Genomic DNA, 22,810 nt, shown 5'->3' on the forward strand with positions numbered 1-22,810 from the left:
CCTGTGGCGCCGCCCCGGCCGCGTCGGCCGGCCGGACCCTCGGCCCAAGCCGGAGGACGCAGTGAAGGAGATGACGGCAGTCGTGAGTGGCGTGGAGTGGCAGCGGTCGGGCGAGTACGCCGACATCATCTACGAGACCGCCGAGGGGATCGCCAAGATCACGATCAACCGGCCCGAGCGCCACAACGCGTTCCGGCCGCAGACCCTCTTCGAGCTCCAGGACGCCTTCAACGCCGCGCGCGACGACTCCCGGGTCGGCGTGATCATCTTCACCGGCGCCGGCGACAAGGCGTTCTGCTCCGGCGGAGACCAGAAGATCCGCGGGGACGACGGCTACATCGGCGACGACGCCGTTGCCCGCCAGGGCATCGGCCGGCTGAACGTGCTCGACCTGCAGGTGCAGATCCGCCGCCTGCCCAAGCCCGTCATCTGCATGGTCGCCGGGTATGCCATCGGCGGCGGCCACGTTCTGCACGTCTGCTGCGACCTGACCGTCGCCGCCGACAATGCCAGGTTCGGCCAGACCGGCCCCAAGGTCGGCTCCTTCGACGGCGGGTACGGCTCGTGGCTGCTGGCCCAGACGGTGGGTCTGAAGAAGGCGCGCGAGATCTGGTACCTGTGCCGGCAGTACTCCGCCGAGGAGGCGCGCGAGATGGGGCTGGTCAACACCGTCGTTCCGCTGGAGCGCCTGGAGGATGAGACCGTCGCCTGGGCTCGGGAGATGCTGGAGAAGTCCCCGCTTGCCCTGCGCATGGTCAAGGGCGCCATCAACACGGTCAGCGACGGAGCGGCGGGAATGCAGCAGTTCGCGGGCGACGCGACGATGCTCTACTACATGAGCGAAGAGGCCCAGGAGGGCCGCGAGGCATTCAAGGAGAAGCGGCGCCCGGAGTTCGAGCGCTTTCCGCGCCGCCCCTAGGACGCGCGCGTCCGCACCGGCGGCCGGCGGCCCGGCACACACGAGCAGGTCAGGCACACTCCGGCGGGAGGCGGATTGGGCGAGAGCGGCACGGCCGAGGCGCGCGCGTACGCGATACCGATGCGCACCCGGTTCCGGGGCCTGGACGTGCGCGAAGGGCTGCTGGTGCGCGGGCCGGCGGGCTGGGGCGAGTTCTCGCCCTTCCCCGAGTACGGGCCGGCCGAGTGCGCCCGCTGGTGGGCCGCCTGCCGCGAGGCCGCCGACCTGGGCTGGCCCGCCCCGGTGCGCGGCCGGATCCCCGTCAACGTCACGGTCCCGGCGGTGGGACCCGCGCACGCGGCCCGCATCGTGGCCGAGGGCGGATGCTCCACGGCCAAGGTGAAGGTCGCCGAGGCCGGGCAGGGCCCGGCTGAGGACGTCGCGCGGGTCGAGGCGGTGCGCGACGCCCTCGGCCCGAGCGGCCGGGTGCGCATCGACGTCAACGGCGGCTGGGACGTCGACACGGCCGTGCGGATGCTGGCCGAGCTGTCGCGGTTCGACCTGGAGTACGTGGAGCAGCCCTGCGCGAGTCTGGAGGAGCTGGCGCAGGTGCGCCGCCGCAGCGCGGTGCCCGTCGCCGCCGACGAGTCGATCCGGCGCGCCGAGGACCCCCTGCGCGTGCGCGCCGCCGGCGCCGCCGACATCGTGGTGCTCAAGGTGCAGCCGCTGGGCGGGGTGCGGTGCGCGCTGGAGGTGGCAGACGCCTGCGGCCTGCCGGTGGTGGTCTCCAGCGCCGTGGAGACCTCGGTCGGCCTGGCCGCCGGTGTGGCGCTGGCCGCGGCGCTGCCCGAGCTGCCCTACGCCTGCGGCCTCGCGACGATGCGCCTGCTGGAGGCCGATGTCACCGCAGATCCGCTGCTACCCGAGGGCGACGGCTGCATTCCGGTGCGGCGCCCTGCGGTCGACGAGCACCGGCTCGCCGGCGTCGAGGCGGAGGCCGGACCGTGGCTGCGCCGGGCTGAGGCCGCCGAGCACGCCGGGCGCCGGTGAGCGGGCGCCGGTCCGCGGGCGGGCTGCGATTGACCGAATTTTTCCGCTCTACCGGTTGATCGCGTGAGATCGGGTACCCCTTCGGATAGGAAGGCGCACAGCGCCGACGGGGGAGGGGGATGAGCGGGGCGGAGCCGCGCCCCGGCGCATCCGCCGATTCCGGGTGCACGGGAATGGCGATTCCGGTCACACTCGGGACGGTTATCCGGCCAGCAAGGACGAACACCGCGCCGCCGTTCGTTGCACAACGGGAGACCCGGCGTTTACGTCGCGCCGACACGGTCCGGACGCTCTGCCGGACGCGGGCGCAGACGCGGGCGCGCCGCGGCGCCGAGCGGACCGATGCGCGGGCGGGCGAGCCACCCCGAGGAGACCGGGGCACGGCCGTGCGGGGTGCGCCCGAAAGTTGTACACGCTTTGACGAACTAGAGAGACCGCATGAACCCGTCTACCGCTCTGGCGCGCGTCCTCGTCGACGAACTGGCCCGGTGCGGCCTGTCCGAGGCCGTCGTCGCGCCGGGGTCGCGCTCCACGCCGCTGGCGCTGGCCCTGGCCGCCCACCCGGACGTCCGCACGCACGTCCGGGTCGATGAGCGGTCCGCCGCCTACCTCGCCGTCGGCCTGGCCCGCACCCAGCGGCTCCCCGCCGCGCTGGTGTGCACGTCGGGAACCGCGGCCGCCAACTTCCACCCCGCCGTGCTGGAGGCCGACGAGAGCCGCGTGCCGCTGCTCGTCCTCACCGCCGACCGCCCCCCGGAGCTGCGCGGCACCGGCGCCAACCAGACGGTGGACCAGATCGGCCTGTTCGGCTCGGCGGTACGGATGTTCACCGAGGTGGGCACCCCCGAGCCGGTCGCGGGGATGACCGCCTACTGGAGGTCGCTGGCCTGCCGTGCGTGGGCGGCGGCCGGTACGGACCGGCCCGGGCCGGTGCACCTCAACCTCGCCTTCCGCGAGCCGCTGGTGCCCGAGACGGCGCTGCCCGCGCCGGGCGAGTCACCGCCGACCGCCGACCCCGTCGCCGCGGCCCTGGCAGCAGCCGACGACTGGCCGGAGCCACTGGTCGGGCGCGCGTCGGGGCGGCCGTGGATCGCGCGCCACGCGGCGGTGCGCGACCCCGAGCCGGTGGAGCTGCCGGCGGTCGAGCGCGGTGTCGTGGTCTGCGGCGACGGCGACTACGACCCGATCCCCTACCTGGCTCTGGCCGCGCAGACCGGTTGGCCGCTGCTGGCCGAGCCCACATCCAACGCCCGCCGCGGCGACGCGGTATCGGCCTACCGGCACCTGCTGGCCTCCCCGCGGTTCACGGCCGAGCACGCGCCGGACCTGGTGGTGACCGCGGGGCGGCCCGGGCTCTCGCGCCAGCTGCTGGCCTACCTCGGCCGCGCCGAGCGGCACTTCGCGGTGGGCGCGGACCGCTGTTTCGCCGATCCCGTGCGCACGGCCACCGACACGGTCCCGGCCGTCGCCGCGCCCTCCGGCGCCCGGCCCGACACCGCGTGGGCGCGCTCCTGGCAGGAGGCCGAGGGCAGGGCGCGGGCGGCGGTGGACGGCGTCCTCGACGCCGAGGAGGCGCTCAGCGAGATCCGCCTCGCGCGCGATCTGGCAGCCCAGGCGCCCAACGGCGCGCTGCTGTTCGCCGGGTCGAGCATGCCCATCCGCGACCTGGATGCGGCGATGAGCGCGCGGTGCGGCGCGCGGATTATCGGCAACCGCGGGGTCAGCGGGATCGACGGGACGGTCTCCTCCGCCGTGGGCGCGGCGCTTGCCCACCAGCGCGCGGGCGGCGGGAGCGCCTACGCGCTGCTGGGGGACCTGGCGATGCTGCACGATCAGAACGGCCTGGTGCTTGGGCCCGGCGAACCGTGCCCGGACCTGGCCCTGGTCGCGGTCAACAACGACGGCGGCGGCATCTTCTCCGGCCTCGAACAGGCCGGCCACCCCCGCTTCGAGCGGTTGTTCGGGACGCCGCACGGAGTCTCGATGGAGCGGGTGGCCCAGATGGCCGACGTGCCCTACACGCATCTGGAGTGGGCGTCCGACCTGCCCAAGGCGCTGCTGGGGGAGGGGCTGCGGATCGTCGAGGTGCGTACCGGCCGGGCCGACTCGGCCGCGCTGCGCCGCACCGTGCAGCAGGCCGTCGAGGCCGCGCTGGAGGACTGAGCGGCGCCGGCCGCGCCCGCCCGGGCGCGTCGCCCTCTGCTAGTTTCTCCGACCATGCGGTACCTGTTGCACATGACGGACGTCGCCACGTGGCGCGAGGGCGAAGGACCGATCGCGCCGGAGTCGCTGCGAACCGAGGGGTTCGTGCACGCCTCGCCCGACGACGCCACGGTCCTCGCCGTCGCCAACGCCCTCTACGCCGAGGCGGCCGAGCCCCAGGCGGTCCTGGTCGTCGACACCGAACTCCTGGACGCCGAGGTGCGGTGGGAGGCCGCGGCACCGGCCCCGCCGCCGGGAGTGGCCGCCGACGCCCTGTTCCCGCACATCTACGGTCCCCTCCCGCGCGAGGCGGTGGCCGGCGTGCGCTACCTGCGCCGGGACCCCCAAGGCGTGTTCGTCTCGGTCGAGCAGCGCAGCGCCACGGCCGAGCGGCTCGACCTGCTGCCCCACCCCGAAGGCGGGTGGTTCCGCCAGACCTGGAGGACCGGTGTCCGGGTGCGCCCCGAGGGCTACCCGGGCGACCGCTCCACCGCGACCGGCATCCACTTTCTGCTCAACCCCGGCGAGCGGTCGTGCTGGCACCGGGTTCGCTCCGACGAGATGTGGGTCTTCAACCGCGGCGGGCCGCTCGCGCTGTCCCTGGGCGGCAGCGGGGAGCGCCCCGGACGGGAGCGGACCCTGACCCTGGGCACCGCCGTCGACGACGGGCAGGTGCTGCAGGCGCTGGTCCCGGCCGGGACCTGGCAGGCCGCGCACCCGCTGGCCGACCAGGAGGCGCTGGTCAGCTGCTTCGTATCGCCCGGATTCGACTTCGCCGACTTCGAGGCCGTCGACCAGACCTCAGACGGACTCTGAACCCGTTGCCCGCCCAACCCCGTCGATTTTGCAGCCATCATGAAGGAAAGCGATTTCCGTTTGCGATGGCCACAAGACCGACGGTGCACGCCAGGCGTCTCCGGCGGGCGCCGCGGCGGGCGTCCCCCGGGCCGGGGCGCCTCAGTCGGTGAGGGCCTCGCGCATGACCCGCAGTTTCGACTCGGACTCGGCGACCTCGGCCCGCGGGTCGGAGCCGGCGACGATGCCGCAGCCGGAGAACAGCCGCGCCCGGCGGTCCCGGACCTGGGCGCAGCGCAGCGCGATCCCGAACTCGCCGTTGCCCGCGCCGTCGAGCCAGCCGACCGGACCCGCGTAGCGGCCCCGGTCCATTCCCTCCAGTTCGCGGATCATCTCCACGGCCGCCGCGGTGGGCGTACCGCCGACGGCGGCGGTGGGGTGCATCGCCGCCACCACGTCCAGCGTCGAGACGCCCGGGCGCAGTCGGGCCCGGGTGGGCGAGGCGAGGTGCTGGACGTTGGCCAGCCGCAGCAGCCGGGGCCGCTCGGGCGCCTCCACTGCGTCGCACAGCGGGGCGAGCGTGGCGCGCAGCGAGTCGATCGCGTACCGGTGCTCCTCGCGGTCCTTGGCCGACTCCTCCAGCTCCGCCGCCAGGCGCGCGTCCTCCTCGGGGGAGGCGCCGCGCGGGCGGGTGCCGGCCAGCACCAGCGAGGCGACCTCGTCGCCCTCGCGGCGCAGCAGCAGTTCGGGGGTGGCGCCGACCATGCCGTCCACCGAGAACGTGTAGCAGTCCGGGTAGTCGCGGGCCAGCCGCGCGAGCAGGGTGCGGACGTCCACGGGGCGCTCGGCCTCGGCGACGACGTCGCGGGCCATGACCACCTTCCCGAGCTCTCCGGCGCGGATGCGCTCGACGGCGGCGCCCACGGCGGCGCCCCACTCGGCGGCGGACAGCGCGCCCGTGCGCCACGACAGCGGTCCCACGGGGGTGGGAGCGGAGCCGTCCGGACACTGGTCCCCGGCCGGCGCTTCGCCGGCGGGGACGGCCGTGGTGATCCAGGACCGGCCGCGGCGCCGGCCCACGACCACACGCGGCACGATCAGCGACGAACCGGCCGAGCGCGCGTCGAAGGTGAATCCGCCGAAGGCCACCGGGCCGCTGCCGGGCACCCGCACGCCGTCGTCGACCTCGGCGCTGTCCACCAGCCGCCGCAGCGCCCGGGACGCCTCGGCGAAGCGGCGGGTGCCCTGCGCCGCGGCCTCGGCGGGCAGGTCGACGCGGGCGGCCTCGCCCCAGCCGACCAGTCCTTCGCCGCGGCGCAGCCACGCCAGCGGCGCGGCCGCGGGCAGGCGCGCGAGGAGGCCGCCGTCCTCCTCCAGCGGCGCCGTGCGCACGGCCAGGGTCGGCTGTTCGTCCGGTGTGGCGCTCACAACGGTCAATCCTAGGTTCCTTCCGGTCCCAAACCCGACCGTGACCGGCCGTTTACCCGCTATGCGGTTGAAACCACACCGGATCCGCCGTGCGGCGCCGCGACGGTGCCGCGATCGGGCTCGGTTGAAAGTGACACGGCGGTCAACGCCGCCCCGTATTCTTGTCTGCAATGTCTAAAGAGGATTGACCGGGAGGTAATGGGGCATATGCGACGGTTGCTGCTCGGCATGGCGGCCGCGGCGGCCACGATGCCGCTGCTGGGCGCCTGCGTTCCATGGTCCGGCCCCGGCCCCGGCGAGGACGCCGCCTCGCCGCAAGCGCGCGGCACCATGCCCGTCCCCGACGACTGCACCGCCGACCCGGCCCATCCCAAGCGCCAGATGCGCGGCGCCTGGATCGCCAGCGTCCGCAACATCGACTGGCCCTCCGAGGCCGGCCTGGACCGCGAGGAGCAGCAGCGGGAGCTGCGCAGGATGCTCGACCGCGCGGAGAGCCTCGGCCTCAACGCCGTCTTCCTGCACGTGCGCCCCACCGCCGACGCCCTCTACGCCTCCGCCAAGGAGCCCTGGGCCCGCTACCTCACCGGCGAGCAGGGCGGCGACCCCGGCTACGACCCGCTCGCCTTCGCCGTCGGGGAGGCCCACCGGCGCGGCATCGAGCTGCACGCCTGGTTCAACCCCTACCGGGTCGGCTGGAAGGACCCCGACCTGGAGAACCTCGACCCCGACCACCCCGCGCGCAGGCACCCCGGCTGGCTGATCGAGTACGCCGACCAGGGCTATCTCGACCCGGGCAACCCCGACGTGCGCGAATGGGTCGGCGACGTCGTCCTCGACGTGGTCGACCGCTATGACATCGACGGCGTCCACTTCGACGACTACTTCTACCCCTACCCCGCCGAGGGTGAGGAGTTCGACGACGACCGCAGCTTCAAGCGCCACGGCGGCGGGTTCGACAGCCGCGCCGACTGGCGCCGCGACAACGTCGACACCCTCGTCTCCGAGGTCCACGAGCGGATCCAGCGGACCAAGCCCTGGGTGCGGTTCGGGATCTCGCCCTTCGGCATCTGGCGCAACGCCGACAGCGACCCCGCCGGCTCCGCCACCGAGGGGCTGGAGTCCTACAGCGCCCAGTACGCCGACACCCTGGCCTGGATCCGCGAAGGCACCGTCGACTACATCGTCCCCCAGCTCTACTGGCCGCGCGGCTACGACGTCGCCGACTACGCCGAGCTGGTGCCCTGGTGGTCCGAACAGGTCGCCGGCACCGGCGTGGACCTCTACATCGGCCAGGCGGCCTACCGCGTCGGCGAGCAGGGGTTCCGCGGCCGCGACGCGCTCACCCGCCAGCTCGACCTCAACGCCGAGCACAGCGAGGTCGGCGGCGACGTCTACTTCTCCATCACAGACCTGACCGGCCGTGCCGAGAAGGCCATGGGCTCTGTGGGCGAGGACCACTACAGCCGGCCGGCGCTGCCGCCGGCCGCCGACTCCGGCGGCGACTCCGCGCCCGCGCCGGTCGCCGAGCTGAACGCCGAGCGGACCTCCTCCGACGAGGTGCGGCTGAGCTGGACCAGGGTCGAAGGCGCCCGCTTCTACGCCGTCTACCGTGTCCCCGGCGACGGCGGCGACCCCTGCGCTCTCGCCGACGCCTCCCACCTGCTCGCCGTCACCGGCGCCGACGCGAAGCGTCCCGCCTTCACCGACGCCGACCCCGCCGAAGGCTCGGTCCGCTACCACGTCACCGTCCTGGACGACTACCGCGCCGAAAGCGCCCCCGGCCCCGCCGCCCGGCTGTCGCCCGGATAGACCCGCCGTGCCCTGCGCCGCCTCCCGCGCGGCGGCGGTAGCGTGAAGCGGTGCGGCGCAGCGGGCTCCGTCCGGCGGCGCCGTGGCCGGTACCGGTCGGCGCTCCCGGCGCGGCGGGCGGCGGCCTGCGGTGATCCTGGAACGACGCACCGCCCGCGGCGCCCGTGCTCCCGAGCCGCGCCCGCGCACCCCCCGACGCGTGCCCCGGCGCGCCCCCGCGCCGCAGCGGCCGAGAAGAAGGAGCCAGGTTGACGGCCATCCGCCTGCCCGAGCACTTGGAGCTGCTCCTCACCGACGAACCGGTGCTGGACGTCTACTCCTACGGCCCGTGGCGGGTGCCCGACGGGCTGGTCGACGAGCTCGCCCGGCGCATCGGCAAGATCCTGGACGACCCCCGCGCCCGCCCCTACCGCGCCGACGGCCGCCGCAAGCGCGACCCCATCGCCCACGAGGCGCTGCAGCAGGCCATCATGCTCTCGGGAACGCTGCGCATCAACGCCGGCCACTACGCCCGCCTGCCCGCCGCCCTCACTGCCGAGCACCTGCCCAACTCCGACACCGCGACCGACCCCACCCAGTCGATCTTCGACAACCTGCGCCTGCCGCCCTGCTACGAGCTGTTCGAGTCCACCGACCGGGAGCGCCGCGAGACCGATCTCGCGCTCGTGCGCGAGCTGATCGAGGCGGTCGAGGGCATCGCGCCCTGGGACGACCGGCGCGACGCCCTGCTGCGGCTGCACCAGCGGCGCGCGGAGGACCCCGAGGCCCGCGAGAGCGACCTCGCCGGCAGCCTGCGGGAGGTGCGCAAGGAGTGGAGGGCCGCGGCCGGCGACGACGTCCTCGCCGCCATGCCCGAGCTCGCGCCCCCCGCCGACTTCCTGCGATGGGCTTTCACCGGGTTCGCAGCCGCCCACGAGCGCCTCGCCGCCGTGGCCCACGACGTGCCCGGGATCGAGGACGCCGTCGCCGACCTCTGCCAGGCGCTGCGGCTGCCCAGCCTTCCTCCCATCGCCAGCGTGGTCCTGGACGGCGACGCCTTCGGCGAGCAGGCGGAGCGGTTCGACGACGAGCGCGGCGGCTACCAGCAGCGGAACTGGATGAGCCGGGTGCGCACCTGGCTGTGGCAGGCCGCGCTGGCCGGCGAACTCGACGCCGCGCGCGCCTGGCTGGACATGGGCAGCCGGTGCGCCGCCGCGCTGGGCTCCAGCGAGGAGAGTGTCCTGCAGAAGCCCTCGCGGTCGGTCCCGCTGCCCGTCATGGGCTTCCAGCAGGACCTGCGCCGCTACGGGCGTCCGCCGCGGCGGCCCTCGGGGGTGCCCGCCGCGCTGCCCCGCGGCACGGAGAGCACGGCCGGCGGAACCCAGGCGGCCGGCGACGGACCCGATGCGAAGGGCGACGCCGCCGAACGGGCGCTGGCCGAGCTGGACGCGCTCGTGGGGCTGGAGCGGGTCAAGCACGAGGTCCGCGCGTACGCCGACGAAGCGCGCGCCCAGCGCCGCCGCGCCGCCGCGGGAGTGGAGACCGCGCCGCCCTCGCGCCACCTGGTCTTCACCGGCGGCCCCGGAACCGCCAAGTCCGCCGTCGCCCGCATCCTCGGCTCCCTCTACGCAGGGCTGGGCGTGCTCTCCTCCGGCCATCTGGTCGAGGTCGGCCGCGCCGACCTGGTCGGCGAGTCGCTGAGCCAGACGCCCGCCCGCGTCGAGCAGGTCGTCACGTCTGCGCTGGGCGGCGTTCTACTCGTGGACGAGGCCCCTGCCCTCACCGAGTCCGAGTCGGGCCGGGGCCTGGGCCTCGACGCAATCACCGCGCTGCTCAGGCACATGGAGGACCGGGCGGGGGAGTTCGCGGTCGTGCTGTCGGGCGGCGAGCGCGACATCGGGCACTTCCTGGCTGCCAACCCGCGCCTTGCGGCGCGCTTCCCGCACCGGCTGGCATTCGCCGACTACACCTCGCCCGAGCTCACCGATATCTTCGCCGCCGCTGCGACCGGCGCCGGGTTCGCGCTGGGCGAGGGAGCTCGGGAGAAGGCGTGCCGCGTGCTGCACCGGACCGCCCGCGGCCCCTCGTTCGGCAACGCGCGCGCCGCCCGCGCGCTGGCCGACCGCGCCGCTTCGCTGCAGGGCCGCCGCGCAGCGGGGCTGGGCGAAGACGCCGGCGCCGAGGAGCTGCGGCTGCTGCTGCCCTGCGACATCCCCGAGTCGGCGGTGCCGCGCACCGGCGCCCACACGCCCGGCTCGACCGCACCCGTCGCCGCGCGGCCCGGCGGCGCGACCGCCCACGCCTCCGGCGGGAACGCCCCCGCCGCGGCGGCCGGGGGCGAGCGGACCGGCACGGCGATGCGCGAGCTCGACCGCCTGGTCGGCCTGGACACGGTCAAGCGCGAGATCGCGCTCTACGCCGCCGAGGCGCGCGCCGAGCGGCTGCGCGGGGCCGCCGGGGCGCCGGTCTCCTCGCCGGCCCGCCACATGGTGTTCATGGGCAATCCGGGCACCGCGAAGACCACGGTCGCCCGCCTGCTCGGCGAGATCTACGCGGAGCTGGGCCTGCTGGCATCGGGCCACCTGGTCGAGACGAGCCGGGCCGACCTGGTCGCCGAGTACATCGGCCAGACCGCGCCGCGCGTGGAGAAGGCCGTGCGCACGGCCGTGGGCGGGGTGCTGTTCATCGACGAGGCCTACACGCTCACCGACTCCGGAGGGGGCAACGACTTCGGCGCCGAGGCCGTCGCCACCCTGCTCAAGCTGATGGAGGACCACCGCGACGACCTCGTGGTGGTCGTCGCCGGCTACGAGGAGCGGATGGCGGGCTTCTTGGCCTCCAACCCCGGCGTGGCCTCGCGGTTCCCCCGCCACCTGCGCTTCCCCGACTACGACGACGACGAGCTGGCCGACATCTTCGCGGCGATGGCGGCCGACGCCGGTCTGTCCGCGGGCGCCGGCACCGCCGCCCGGGTCCGCCACGTGCTGCGCGCCGCACCCCGGGACGGCTCGTTCGGCAACGCGCGGCTGGTGCGCAACCTGCTGGAGCGTGCCACCGCGCTGCAGGCCCGGCGCGTCACCGAGGGAGCAGACAGCGCCGCCGCGAGCCTGCGCGAACTGCTGCCCGCCGACATCCCGGTCACCGCCAGCGGCCGGGTGAGCGCCGTGCCCCCGGGCGACCCGCTGGCCACGTTGGCGGGCCTGGTCGGCCACGACCGGGTCAAGCGGGAGGTGCGCGATCTGGAGGCGCGCGCCCGCGTGGAGGAGGCCCGCCGCGACGCCGGCGTCCACGCTGCGGCCGCGCCCGGGCACATGGCCTTCACCGGGAACCCGGGCACGGCCAAGTCGACGGTGGCGGCGCTGCTGGGCGGGATCTTCGGCCAGCGGGGACTGCTCAGCTCGGGCCACTTCGTGCGCGCCGAACCGCACACGCTCACAGCACCCTCCGCCGAACGCGGTGCACCCGTCGAGGAGGCCCTCGCCTCGGCGCTGGGCGGTGTGCTGCTCGTGCCGCAGGCGCACCGGCTCGGCGCCCACAGGCCGGGCGCCCCGCCCGCCGCCGAGACGGTGGAGGCGCTGGCACGGCGCATGGCCGAGCTCCGGCACGACCTGGTCGTAGTGCTGGCGGGCGGCCGCGAGGAGCTGGGAGCGTTCCTGGACGCCTACCCCGACCTCGCCGCTCTCGTCTCCCGGCGCATGCATTTCCCCGACTACACCGACGCCGAGCTTGCCGCCGTCGTCGCCGAGCGCGCCCGCGAGGCCGGGTTCACGCCGGCGCCGGGTGTGTCGGAGGCCGTGGCGGCCTGCCTGGCCCACACGCCCCGGTCCGCCTCGGCGGCCAACGGCCTGCTGGCCGAGGCGCTTTTCGAGCAGGCTGCCGCCAACCAGGCGGCACGCCTGGCCCGCAGCGGCGGCACCGATCCCGAGGAGCTGCGCGAGCTGCTCGCCGCCGACGTTCCCGCCACGGCCCGAGGTCTGGGGCCCGACGAGCACCGGCCGGGCCTGTACCTGTGAGGCGGCGGCGCACCGGCGGCGCGCGAGCGCCCTCGTATTCGGACACGAATTCTCACGCGCGCACGCGTGCGCAGGGGCAGCGCGGTTAGAAACACATCAAGGACGCGGTTGCATGCACGGCGGCCGCGGCCGCCGGCCGCGGGAACGGCGAGGAGGGTGCGATGTCACTGCGTGAGAACGAGCGGCGGATCCTCGCCGAGATCGAGAACGCCCTGGCCAAGGACGATCCGGACCTCGACGACCACCTGAGGTGCTTCGGCGTCGACGACGCCTGGGGCGACGGCGACCGGCCGGGCCGCTGGGTACTGTGGCTACTGCTCGGGGTGGCCGCCCTGGTGCTGTGCGCCATGATGGCCGGGCTGTACTTCAGTGCGCCGGTGCAGGGCACGGAGCCCGCCGTGCCGCCGGCGTCACCGGGCGGTGTCGAACCCGGCACCGGGGGCGGCAGCGGCTGACCCGTAGGCCCCGCGCCGCCGCACCGGAGACCGGCGCGTCGGCGCGGCCCGAGTACCGGGCGCCCGCCCGAGGGCGTGCTCAGAGCGCGTCGAGGAACGACTTGGCCAGCGGCGCGGCCGCGCCCGAGCCGCTCTCGCCGTCCTCGACCACCACCGCGAAGGCGATGTCGCCCTCGTAGCCCACGAACCAGCCGTGCGCCGGAAGCTCCTCGCCCTCCTCGGCGGTGCCGTACTCGGCCGTTCCGCTCTTGCCGTGCACCTCGCCGGTGAACCCCACGTTCTTGGCGGTTCCCTGTGTGACCACGGCGCGCGTCATGTCGCGCAGCCGGTCGGCGTTGCCGATGGGCCGCGGTTCGGGCCGCTTCGCCGGCGCCGGCTCGGTCACCAGCATCGGCGAGCGCCACGAGCCGTCGGCTACCGCCGCAGGCAGCGTCGCCAGGTGCAGCGGCGAGGTCAGGACCTGGCCCTGGCCGATGCTGGATGCGGTGAGCAGGCTGGTGCTGTCGGGCTGGGGCAGCGAGGGCTTGAATACGGGAACGCCGCTGTGGAATCCGGTGTTGAAGCCGAACTGCTCGGCGCTCTTCAGCAGCGAGGCACCGTCGAGCCGGTTGGCGACCTCCTGTACCAGCGCTGTGTTGCAGGAGGTGGCGAAGGCCTCGGTGACGGTCTGGGCGCCGTAGGCGGCGTCGCCGGCGTTCTTGTAGGTGCGCCCGGCCACGTCGACCGTCTTGGGGCAGCTCATCTGCGCGTCCATGCCCATGCCCGAGTCGAGCAGCGCGTTGTAGGAGATGATCTTGAAGATGGAGCCCGCCGGGTACTGGCCGTCGAGGGCGCGGTTGAAGCCGCCGGGAACGTTGGCGGCGGCCAGCACCTCGCCAGTGGAGGGCCGCACGACCGCCATCGCGGTGGGCTTGGACTGGCCCACGATCGCCTGCGCCGCGGCGGCCTGGATCGCCGGGTCCAGGCTCAGGGTGACGTCCTTGCCGTCGGAGCCGCCGAGGGTGCCGACGGTGGGGGCATCCTCCGGCACGTCGGCGGGCGCGGTTCCGGAGTCGACGACGCGGATGGCGGTGGAGGCCTTGCCGGCCAGGCGCTCCTCGTAGGTCTGCTGCACGCCGCTGAGGCCCACCGGGTCGCCCACCTGGTAGGCGGGACCGAGGTCGGCGAGGTTTTCCTTCGCGGCCGTGCCGACCTCGCCGACGATCATCTGCACCGACCCCGAAGCGCTGCCGTCGTCCAGACGGGTGCCGTCGGCGGCGAGGATGCGGCCGCGCTCGCCCCACTGGTTGGTGCGGACGAGCGTCTGGCCCTCGCCGAGCTTCGGATGGACGACGGCGGGACTGAAGTCGACCTTCCATTCGCGGTCGGCGCGGACCAGCGGCAGTTCGCCGGAGTAGCTCCATTCGCCGGCGTTGCTCAGGTCGAGGACCGCGTCGAAGGGGACGGAGGCGCTGTCGCCGTCCTCCTGGACCTGGCCGGTGGTCACCTCGACGCCCTCGACGCCGAGGCCTTCCGCCACGCGCTTGAGGGCCGCGGCGGGGTCGCCGCCGGTCGAGACCTCGGCCATGGCGGCGTAGTCCTGGGATCTCCACGCGCCGGCGTAGGCGGTGACAGCGTCCTCGGGCTCGGGCATGGTGAGCACGTACCAGGAGGCGGCGCCGCCCACGAGGGCGAGGACGACAAGGGTGCTGACGACACCGATCACCAGGCCCTTGCGGGAGCGGCGCGGCGCCTCGCCCGGGTCGGGGGTACCGGCGGCGAAGGCGGAGTCGACGCCCGGCGGAGGAGGCGGGGGCTGCCCGTCGGAGGCCCCGCCGCGGGCGAACACCGCGCCGCCGGTGGGTCCGGCCGGGGTGTCGCCGGGCGGCGGGGCGCTGTGGTGGGGGCCGCCGGGGTGGGCGTAGGGGTCGCCGCTCCCGGGCGGCGGAGTGCCCTGCCCGGCGCCGTGTGCGTTCCCGGGGGCGTCGCTCGAAGCGGCACCCTGGTCGCGCGCGGGAATGGAGTAGGGGTTCGCCGGTGCGGCCGGCCGCCACCGGTCCGCCTGGCCGGCGTCCGGCTGATCGGCATCCGGCGGGTCGGCCTGCGGGCTGTAGGGGCGGGGCGCTTCGGGGGAGGCCTCCGCGCCGGGCTCGGGACTGTTCGCATGGCCACCGTGCCAGCCGGGCTGGGATGAGGGCGAGGAGGGGCCACCCGGCCCCGGAGGGCGCCGGTCGTCTTCCACGGGGTCCGTCCTTCCGAACAGCGCCGCCCCGCCTTCCTGGGGGCAGGAGTGCGGGGCGGGAAGAGAGGATGAGTGGCCGGTGTGGCGGTCGCCTCTCGGCGCTGGGCACAACGCGGCTCCGAAGTCCGAACGGTCACCCGGCGAGCGGGCGCCGCACGCGGTATTCCGCGAAGGCTATAGGTGAGGCCCGGGGGACACTTGCTACCACACCGGCCACTGGCGACTGTAACCCATCACGGCGCCGCCGTGTTCCGCCGGTCCGGGGATCGCGCGTGGTAATCCGCGTCACACCGGACACGGGAGCCGCAGAGCCGCCCCCGTACCCGGCGTGGACGGGCCTCAGGCCGACTCGGTCCCGTCGGCGCGGGCGATGCGGGTCATGTCCTCGCGCGAGCGCACTTTGATCCGCTTGCGCCCGTGCGAGAGCCCCACCTCCTCCTCGTGGGACTCCAGGCGCTGCCAGCCGTCCCACGTCGTGTAGGCGACCCCGCGCTCGTCGAGCAGGCGCAGGAACGACGCGGGCTCCGGCTCGGGCGCCTCCTCGAGGCGCTCGCGGTCGGCCACCAGGTTGGTGACCGTCTCCAGCGCGTCGCCCTTGGTGTGGCCGATGAGGCCCACGGGGCCGCGCTTGATCCAGCCGGTGGCGTAGACGCCGGGGACGGGGTCCTCGTCGAGGTCGAGCACCCGGCCGCCGTCGTTGGGGACCGTCCCGCTCTCCTCGTCGAACGGCAGGCCGGCCACCGGCGAGCCCAGGTAGCCCACGGCGCGGTAGACGGCCTGCACCTCGTGGTCGACGTACTCGCCGGTGCCGCGGACGCCGCCGTCGCCGGTCAGCTCCATGCGCTCGGTGCGCAGTCCGGAGACACGGTCCTCGCCGATCACCTCGACGGGCCGGTGCAGGAAGTGCAGGTGCAGTCGCCGCGGCTCGCCGCGGGGGTCGCGGATCGCCCAGTTCTGCAGGATCTTGACGTTGGTCTTGACCTGGTTGGACTCCTCGATGGCGGCCATGCTGGCCGCGCACAGGTCGAAGTCCTCGGGGTCGACGACGACCTCGACGCCGGGCTGCTTGTCCAGCTCGCGCAGCTCCATCGGGGTGAACTTGGCCTGGGCGATGCCGCGGCGCGCGAACACGTGCACGTCGGTCGCGTCCTTGGCGGCCAGCGCGCTGTGGACGTTGTCGGTGATGTCGGTGTCGAGGAGGTCCTCGGCGTCCTTGGCCAGGATGCGGGCGACGTCGACGGCGACGTTTCCGGCGCCGATCACAGCGACTCCGGTGCCCTCGACGCTCCAGGACGGGGCGACGTCGGGGTGGCTGTCGTACCAGAAGACGAAGTCGGCGGCGCCGTGGCAGCCGGGCAGGTCGACGCCGGGGATGTTCAGCGGGCGGTCACGGTCGGAGCCGGTCGCGAAGACCACGGCGTCGTAGTGGCGGCGCATGTCGTCGAGCTTGAGGTCGCGGCCGAAGTCGACGTTGCCCAGAAAGCGGACCTCGGGCTTGTCCAGCACCTTGTGCAGGGCCTGCTGGATCTGCTTGATGCGCGGGTGGTCGGGTGCCACGCCGTAGCGGACCAGGCCGTAGGGGGTGGGAAGCCTGTCGAGGACGTCGATGCTGACCGGCGTCTCGGTCGCGGCCAGGGTGTCGTCCTTCGTCAGCAGGTCGGCCGCGTAAATGCCGGCGGGGCCGGACCCCACGATTCCCACGCGCAGTGGTCGCGTCATTGGCACATCTCCATAGGTTGCGTCTGCTCGGGGCCGCAGTGACGAGCACCCGGGTACGCGTTGCGAGGTTAGGCTAACCTAATTCTATCTTCCATCCGAAAGCCTACTAAACCGACTTTGAAGATAGGTAGCACTCCCTCTAGAGCGGGCACCGGGGTAAGCGCCGCGTGCTCGCCCGCATCCGCCCATGTCAGGGGGGTGATCGGCCCCGGACGGCTACAACACCGCAGCGGCCCGCACTAAGCCGGGTCCCAGCTGTGGATTACCTCACGCCGACCGACGAGCGCGGGGTCGGCGCGCCGCGCCGCGGGCCGCGCACAGCGGGAGCACGGACCGCCGTGGGGAACCGCTCCGCCGCGGGCGGCCCGAAGGGCCCTGCCGGCTCAGCCCTTGCCGAGCTCGGCCTTGACCGAGGCTGCGTAGCGGGGCACCGACCGCTGGCCCGACAGGCGCTGGATCGCGGCCATGACGGCGTCCGTCGCCGCCCTGCGCGAACGCGCCCTGCCCTCTTCGCCCAGCCACTGCGACAGGTCCACCGGCGGCCCCACCCGGATGCCGATCCTGCGCAGGGCGGGCACCCGGCTGCCGTGCGGCATGATCCGGTCGGTACCGGCGAGCGCCAGCGGTACCACCGGCGCGCCCGACGCCAGCGCCAGCCAGGCCATGCCGGTCTGGCCGCGGTAGAGGCGGCCGTCGGGGGAGCGGGTGCCCTCGGGGAAGATTCCGAAGGCGGCGCCGTTGCCGAGGAACTTCAGGCTCTCCTCCATGGCCTCCTGCGAGCTCTGCCCGGGGCTGCGGTCGACGGAGAGCTGGCCGATCGCCCGAAGTGCGCGGGTGAAGGTCCGCTGCGCGGCATTGCCCTCGGCGAACAGCTCGCGCTTGGCGATGAAGGTGACCTGCCGCGGCACCGCGACACCGATGAACAGCGGGTCGATGTTGGACAGGTGGTTGGAGGCCAGGATCACCGGGCCGTGCGCGGGGATGTGGTGCAGGCCCTCCTCGCGCAGCGGCCAGATCGCTCGGGCGGTCGGTGCGATGACCGACTTGGCGGCTGCGTACAGCTCCACGGCGGGTGCCCTCTTTCGACGAGGCGGCGCGGCGGCGCCCGGGGCGGGCGGGGACGGCGGGGATCGGCGCGATGCCGGTACCCAGAGCTTAGCGGTGCACGCAGCGGCCCGAAGAGGCGGCGTCGGCCGACGCCGCCCGAGGGGCGTGCGGGGCGCTTGGGGGCCGCGGCGCCGCCGGCGCCGTCGAGGTGGCCCGCGGCGCACCGTGCGGTGAGGGACGTCGCGTCGACGGCGGCAGGCCGGACGGGGGCCGACCGTCCCGTGCCCCTTACCATGGTTCCCGTGCAAGACCAGGGGGCGACGGAAAGCGGCGGATCAGAGGACCCGACGCCGAGCGAGCCCATCTGGAACCCGCCGACGCGCGTGCGCGCGAAGGTGGCCGAGCGCCCGCGCTACCGCGTCGACCTCAAGGCGCTGTTCGGGCTCGCCTCGGGCGGCTGGGCCTGGAGCACCGGCGTGCAGGCCGCGGTCGCCATGGCGTCGGCCTTCGCACTGGCGGCCGCCCTGTTCGGCCCGCGCGAGGCCACGCTGGCCGCCCTGGGGTCCATGACCGTCCTCTACGAGAAGGACACCCCCTACAAGTACCGCTCCGTCGCCCTGGGGCTGGTCGGGCTCGGGTTCGTGACCTGCGTCGCCATCGGTTCACTGACCGGTGCCAGCATGTGGCTGGCCGCCGTTTCCATCGGGGCGGTCGCGGGCGTGGCGACCTGGCTGTGCCAGGCGCTGCGTGTGGACAAGCCCGGGCCCCTGTTCTTCGTGCTGGTCTGCGCCATCTCCACGATCGCCTCCAGTGGGCCCCACGAGGTGCCCCAGCACGCGCTGATCGCCGCGCTGGGAGCGGGCATCGGCTGGCTGGTGTCGATGGCCGAAGGCCTGCTGCGCAGCCGACACCCCGAGCACCGCGCCGTGGCCGACGCCACCCTCAAGCTCGCCGAGCTGTTGCGGGCCATCGGTACCCCCCGGCTGGACCACGTGCAGCACGAGGCCTCCGTCGCGGTGGCCCGGGCCTGGCGCATCGTGCTGCTCAGCCAGACCCGCGGCTACCGCGACACCCCCGAGGCCGCCCGCCTGCGCGCCCTGCTGCGCTGGGTATCCGACATCCACCTGGCCGCCACCGACGTTTCGCTGTCGCGCACCGACCGGCTGCCGTCGGTCGCCGCGGACTTCGCCGAGTCCCTCGCCGCCGCCGTCGCCAAGCCCGACCAGGCGCCCGACGAGGCTCAACTGGACGAGCTGCGCAAAGGGCTGCGCCCCCGATCGCTGGAGGGCCGACTCTACAGCCGCCTCGCCCGCGCCGCGCAGGCGGCGCGGCGCACCGAGCACGAGGTCGAGGGGCCCGGGCTCGAACTGCACGACGCCCCGTACCCGCCGCTGCTGCAGTCACTGCGCTCCAGCTTGGCGGCCGGGTCGCTGATCCGGCCCACGGCGCTGCGGATGGGCATCACCGTCGCCCTGGCGGGCGTGGCCGGCCTGGCGCTGGGCATCGACCGGTTCTACTGGATCTCGATTACCGCCACCTCGGTGCTGCAGGGCGGCAACGTCGTGCTCACCGTGAACCGCTCCCTGCAGCGTGCCCTGGGGACGCTCGCGGGCGTGGTGATCGGCGCGGCCGTGCTGAGCACGCAGCTCCCGCTGGCGGCCACCGTCGTGATCGCGGCCTCGTTCATGGGCCTCACCCAGCTCGTGGTCCCGCGCAACTTCTTCTACGCCAGCATCTTCATGACGCCGATGGCGCTGATACTGGCGCACACCGCCGCGCCGAACCCGGTCGAGCAGCTCGCTGAGGCGCGCATCCTCGATACGGTGCTGGGGTCGCTGGCCGGCATGGCCGGTGCCGTCCTGCTGTGGCGGCGCGCGTCGGCGGCGCAGCTGCCGCAGACCATCGCCGACGTCCTCGACACCACCCGCACGACGCTGCTGTCGGTGCTCGACCCCGAGGTCGACCTCAGCCCGCAGCGCACCTACCGGCTCCGCCGCGACCTGCGGGCGGCGCTGGTCAGCCTGCGCGGCGTCTACGACAGCGCCATCGGCGACGTGCCGCGCGCCACCACCACCCGGCCGCTGTGGCCGGTGGTCGTGGCCGCCCAGCGCTCGGGCTACCTCGCGCTGTCGGCGCTGGCGTTGGAGAAGCCGCCGCCGGCCACGCAGATCACGCTGCAGCGGCTCGACCTGGCCTTCGACGAGCTGATCTCGGCTCTGCGAGAGCGGCGCACGCCCCGCCTGGGGGCGCTTCCCCGGCTGGTGGGCTACCCGCGCATCAACATGGAACTGCGCGCACTGTCGTCGTCGATGCGCACCGCCGTGGCCCAGGACGAGCGCGCCGCCGAGCGCGAGCGGCAGCGCCGCGCGCAGCGCGAGCACCGCAGAGCCCAGGAGGAGTTCGACGCGGACCTGTGACGCCGCGGGACCGGCCGGCAGGGCGCGGCGGCTCCGCGCCCGGCGGCACACGCCCGCCCCCGGCGGCTACTGCACGATCGCGAAGGCGCGGACCGGGAATGTCGCCATGCCGCGGACCTTCACCGGGACGGCGAAGAAGCTGAAGCCCTCCGGGGGCAGCCGGTCCAGCAGGCACAGGTGCTCGACCACCGGGATGCCTGCGGCCAGCAGGAGCGAGTGCACCGGCCGCGAGCCCTGGCTCTGCGGCGAGGTGTCGTCGATGTTGACCGAGTCGATGCCCACCAGTGCTGCCCCGGCGTCGGCCAGCACCCGCGCGGCGTCCTCGGCCAGATAGGGGTGCTCGGGCGAGCCGTACTGCTCGGAGCGCCAGTGCCGGTCCCAACCGGTGCGCAGCAGGACCGCCCGTCCGGCCACGTCGGCGCCCTTGACGTCCTCGGCGGTGATCGCGCGCCCTCCGCTGTCCCGCAGGTCGATCACCGCTCCCGGAAGGTCGGCGACCTTCTCCAGGTCCAGGTCGGCGAGGTCGGCGCCGTCCCGGTAGCGGTGGGCGGGGGTGTCCAGGTAGGTCCCGGTGTTGGAGACGAGCGAGATGCGGCCGATGGTGAACTCGGTGCCCTGGGCGTAGGTCGCCTGCGACTCCTCGAAGGACAGATGGTCCTCGATGACCGGTCCGGGCAGGCCGGGATAGGTGGTCATGCCCGCCGCGATCTGGTGGCTGACGTCGACCAGCTTCGTCATTGATCCGCCCTCTTCTCTGCGCGTCCCGAGGTCAGCTGCCCCCGAGCCGGGAGCAGAGGTCTAGACCAAACTCTAGCGCCCGAAGCGCTGTCCGGCGGGATGCTCCCCGCACTTTCCTCACTTCCCCTCCGCCGTCGGTCATCACGGGCCGCGGCGGAGAAAGGGCGGAGCCGGCCCCCTTCAGCCCCGGTCGGCGGGGGAGCCCGGGCCCTCGGGCGCGGGCGGGCGGCCCGATGCCGGCACTGCCTGGGCGTCGGCGCTCGGCGTCCGCAGGCGCCGGAGTTCGCCCAGCGCCTCGTCCAACTGCGCCTCGGCGCGCTCCGCACGGTGCAGCGCCTGGGCGCGGGCGTCGTCGACGGCGGTCAGGCGTGCGGCGGCGCCCTCCTTGGCCTCGGCGAGCGCGTCGGCGGCGGCGCTTTGCTGCCGTGCCAGCTCGGCGCGGTGGTGCGCCCGCTCCTCCTCGGCGGCGCCGCGGGCCTGCTCCAGGCCCTCGGCGAGCCGGTCGCGCTCGCCCGTCAGCGCCTCGGCCCGGCCGCGCGCCTCGACCGCCTCGGCCTCGGCCCGCTCCGCTCGGCGCTCGGCCTCCAGCGCGCGCCGCTCGGCCGCCTCGGCGGCGCGCCGCTGCTCGGCCAGCTGCTTGCTCAGCGCGGCCTCCCGGCTGCGGGCCTCCTCGCGCACCCCGGCAACCTCGGCCTCCGCCCGCTGTCGTTCGGCGCCGACGCGCTCGGCGGCCTCGCGCTCGGCCGCGTCGACGCGGTGCTGTGCCTCGGCGAGTCCGGCCTCGTACTCCGCGCGGGCGGCGTCGCGCTCGCCGCAGGCGCGCTCGGCCCGGTCCGCGGCGCGGTCGCGGTCGGCCAGGGCCGCCTCGCGCCGGGTCACGGCCTCGTCGGCCATGCGCTCGGCGGTTCCTGCAGCGGAGATCGCCGACGCCGCCGCCTCCTCGGCGGAGCGGCGCGCCTGCTCGGCGGTGCGGCGGCGGTTGTCGGCGTCGAGCCGGGAAGAGTCGGCCTCGGACACCCGCCGCGCGGCCTCGATGCGCGCCGCCTCGACCTGGGCCTCCACGCCGGCGGGGTCGGTCATGGCGGCGAACGCGTCGCGGGCCGAGCCCAGCGTGGCGGCGAGCTGCTCGGTCTGCACCGAGAACCGTGTCAGCAGTTCGTCGGCTCGCAGGCGCGCGTCCGTGACGGGAGTCGCGCCGGCTCCGCTCGGCGCGGCGTCGGCCGACGGCTCGGTCCGCCCTTCCTCGGCCGCGCCCTCGGCCGTCTCCTGCTCCACGCGCTGCCGCTCCCGCCAGGCCCGCCAGCGCGTGTGCTCGGGCAGGTCGCAGTACTGCGGCGGCCGGCCGGGCGCGGAGCTGCGCGGCACGGGCCGGGAGCAGCCGGGGAAGTTGCAGGTGTTCGCATCGCTAGCAGCCACGGGACCGAGCCTAGTCCCGTGCCTCCGCCGCAACCGCGCAACGCCCGCCCCCATCCTCCGCGCGCGTCGCCCTCCAGCCCGGGGCGGGGGAACGCGCGCCGATCTTGTAGCTATCGCGAAGGAAAACGATTTCCATTTGCGATAGCTACAAGCTGTGTGGGGCCTCCCTAGCGGTCGGCCGTACCGGGGGAACAAAATGGGTGCGTGGTTCCCGGGCTGACGCCGCTTGATCTTGGTGCGTACAGCCCGTCTACAAGCTTGGTGCGGGGAGCGCGGGGTTGTGTGCCCCGGAGTGTTGCCTGTGAGCACGTGGAATAGATTGCCTGATCGTTACCGCTCCCTCCCCGGGAACCCGCCGTATCGGTGTCAGAGCCTGGGTGGGAGTGGTGATGGGACAAACCCCGACCGTCGATGACGGCATGGCGGTCGTCTACGACCGGGTTGCCGGAATCGACATCGGCAAGAAGGAACTGGCCGCGTGCGTGCGCACCCCCGCCGGCGGCGGCCGGTTCGCCTCGCGCACCCGCACGTTCTCCACGGTGACCGCGGGGCTGCTGGAGTTGGCCGCGTGGTTGGAGGCCGAGCAGGTGCAGGCGGTGGCGATGGAGGCCACCGCGACCTAC

14 protein-coding genes and 1 pseudogene are annotated in these 22,810 nt (G+C 74.6%); 9 read left to right on the forward strand and 6 right to left on the reverse strand.

Annotation, left to right across the window (positions count from 1 at the left end; all coding sequences use genetic code 11):
• Positions 1–70: 70 nt before the first annotated feature.
• The 4 genes from menB to RM446_RS17480 all read left to right on the forward strand — a co-directional run bounded on the left by menB (position 71) and on the right by RM446_RS17480 (position 4,966).
• Positions 71–919: a 1,4-dihydroxy-2-naphthoyl-CoA synthase gene (menB, locus tag RM446_RS17465; protein WP_311546402.1), complete on the forward strand. Its 849-nt coding sequence runs from the start codon at positions 71–73 to the stop codon at positions 917–919.
• 75 nt (positions 920–994) lie between these two features.
• A complete protein-coding gene (locus RM446_RS17470; RefSeq protein WP_311546403.1) occupies positions 995–1,948 on the forward strand; it encodes an o-succinylbenzoate synthase in 954 nt (317 codons plus the stop codon).
• 438 nt (positions 1,949–2,386) lie between these two features.
• Entirely contained in the window at positions 2,387–4,111 is a 1,725-nt protein-coding gene (gene menD, locus RM446_RS17475) for a 2-succinyl-5-enolpyruvyl-6-hydroxy-3-cyclohexene-1-carboxylic-acid synthase (RefSeq protein ID WP_311546404.1), read from the forward strand.
• A gap of 54 nt (positions 4,112–4,165) precedes the next feature.
• Positions 4,166–4,966 carry a cupin domain-containing protein gene (locus RM446_RS17480; RefSeq protein WP_311546405.1) on the forward strand — a complete coding sequence of 267 codons (801 nt, stop codon included), beginning with the start codon at positions 4,166–4,168 and terminating at the stop codon, positions 4,964–4,966.
• A gap of 141 nt (positions 4,967–5,107) precedes the next feature.
• Here the strand turns inward: RM446_RS17480 and RM446_RS17485 are convergent, their stop codons facing one another.
• Positions 5,108–6,382 carry an isochorismate synthase gene (locus RM446_RS17485; protein ID WP_398695375.1) on the reverse strand — a complete coding sequence of 425 codons (1,275 nt, stop codon included), beginning with the start codon at positions 6,380–6,382 and terminating at the stop codon, positions 5,108–5,110.
• 198 nt (positions 6,383–6,580) lie between these two features.
• On the opposite strand from RM446_RS17485, the gene RM446_RS17490 reads away from it, so the two are divergent.
• The 3 genes from RM446_RS17490 to RM446_RS17500 all read left to right on the forward strand — a co-directional run bounded on the left by RM446_RS17490 (position 6,581) and on the right by RM446_RS17500 (position 12,629).
• Positions 6,581–8,182 carry a glycoside hydrolase family 10 protein gene (locus tag RM446_RS17490; protein ID WP_311546406.1) on the forward strand — a complete coding sequence of 534 codons (1,602 nt, stop codon included), beginning with the start codon at positions 6,581–6,583 and terminating at the stop codon, positions 8,180–8,182.
• Positions 8,183–8,430: 248 nt separating this feature from the next.
• Positions 8,431–12,174, forward strand: a complete 3,744-nt coding sequence (locus RM446_RS17495) for an AAA family ATPase (protein ID WP_311546407.1) — start codon at positions 8,431–8,433, stop codon at positions 12,172–12,174.
• 161 nt (positions 12,175–12,335) lie between these two features.
• Positions 12,336–12,629, forward strand: coding sequence for a DUF3040 domain-containing protein (locus tag RM446_RS17500; RefSeq protein WP_311546408.1), 294 nt, complete (start codon positions 12,336–12,338; stop codon positions 12,627–12,629).
• A gap of 79 nt (positions 12,630–12,708) precedes the next feature.
• Here the strand turns inward: RM446_RS17500 and RM446_RS17505 are convergent, their stop codons facing one another.
• The 3 genes from RM446_RS17505 to RM446_RS17515 all read right to left on the reverse strand — a co-directional run bounded on the left by RM446_RS17505 (position 12,709) and on the right by RM446_RS17515 (position 17,636).
• Positions 12,709–14,850, reverse strand: a complete 2,142-nt coding sequence (locus RM446_RS17505; protein WP_311546409.1) for a penicillin-binding transpeptidase domain-containing protein — start codon at positions 14,848–14,850, stop codon at positions 12,709–12,711.
• Between the two features lie 339 nt (positions 14,851–15,189).
• Complete coding sequence (locus RM446_RS17510) at positions 15,190–16,551, reverse strand: FAD-dependent oxidoreductase (RefSeq protein WP_311546417.1); 1,362 nt, start codon at positions 16,549–16,551, stop codon at positions 15,190–15,192.
• A gap of 401 nt (positions 16,552–16,952) precedes the next feature.
• The gene (locus RM446_RS17515) at positions 16,953–17,636 is read right to left on the reverse strand and encodes a lysophospholipid acyltransferase family protein (protein WP_311546410.1); all 684 of its coding nucleotides are present in this window, start codon (positions 17,634–17,636) and stop codon (positions 16,953–16,955) included.
• A gap of 273 nt (positions 17,637–17,909) precedes the next feature.
• On the opposite strand from RM446_RS17515, the gene RM446_RS17520 reads away from it, so the two are divergent.
• Positions 17,910–20,033 (forward strand): FUSC family protein, encoded by a 2,124-nt coding sequence (locus RM446_RS17520; RefSeq protein WP_311546411.1) that lies wholly within the window; start codon positions 17,910–17,912, stop codon positions 20,031–20,033.
• 66 nt (positions 20,034–20,099) lie between these two features.
• On the opposite strand, the gene RM446_RS17525 is transcribed toward RM446_RS17520, so the two are convergent.
• Complete coding sequence (locus tag RM446_RS17525) at positions 20,100–20,771, reverse strand: cyclase family protein (protein WP_311546412.1); 672 nt, start codon at positions 20,769–20,771, stop codon at positions 20,100–20,102.
• A 180-nt stretch (positions 20,772–20,951) separates the two neighbouring features.
• A complete protein-coding gene (locus RM446_RS17530; RefSeq protein ID WP_311546413.1) occupies positions 20,952–22,187 on the reverse strand; it encodes a coiled-coil domain-containing protein in 1,236 nt (411 codons plus the stop codon).
• A gap of 389 nt (positions 22,188–22,576) precedes the next feature.
• Between RM446_RS17530 and RM446_RS17535 the strand changes: the two are divergent.
• Positions 22,577–22,810, forward strand: a pseudogene (locus tag RM446_RS17535) (hypothetical protein); the annotation flags it as partial.

The sequence above is a fragment of the Streptomonospora wellingtoniae genome (assembly GCF_031845375.1).
Taxonomy (GTDB): Bacteria; Actinomycetota; Actinomycetes; order Streptosporangiales; family Streptosporangiaceae; genus Streptomonospora; species Streptomonospora wellingtoniae.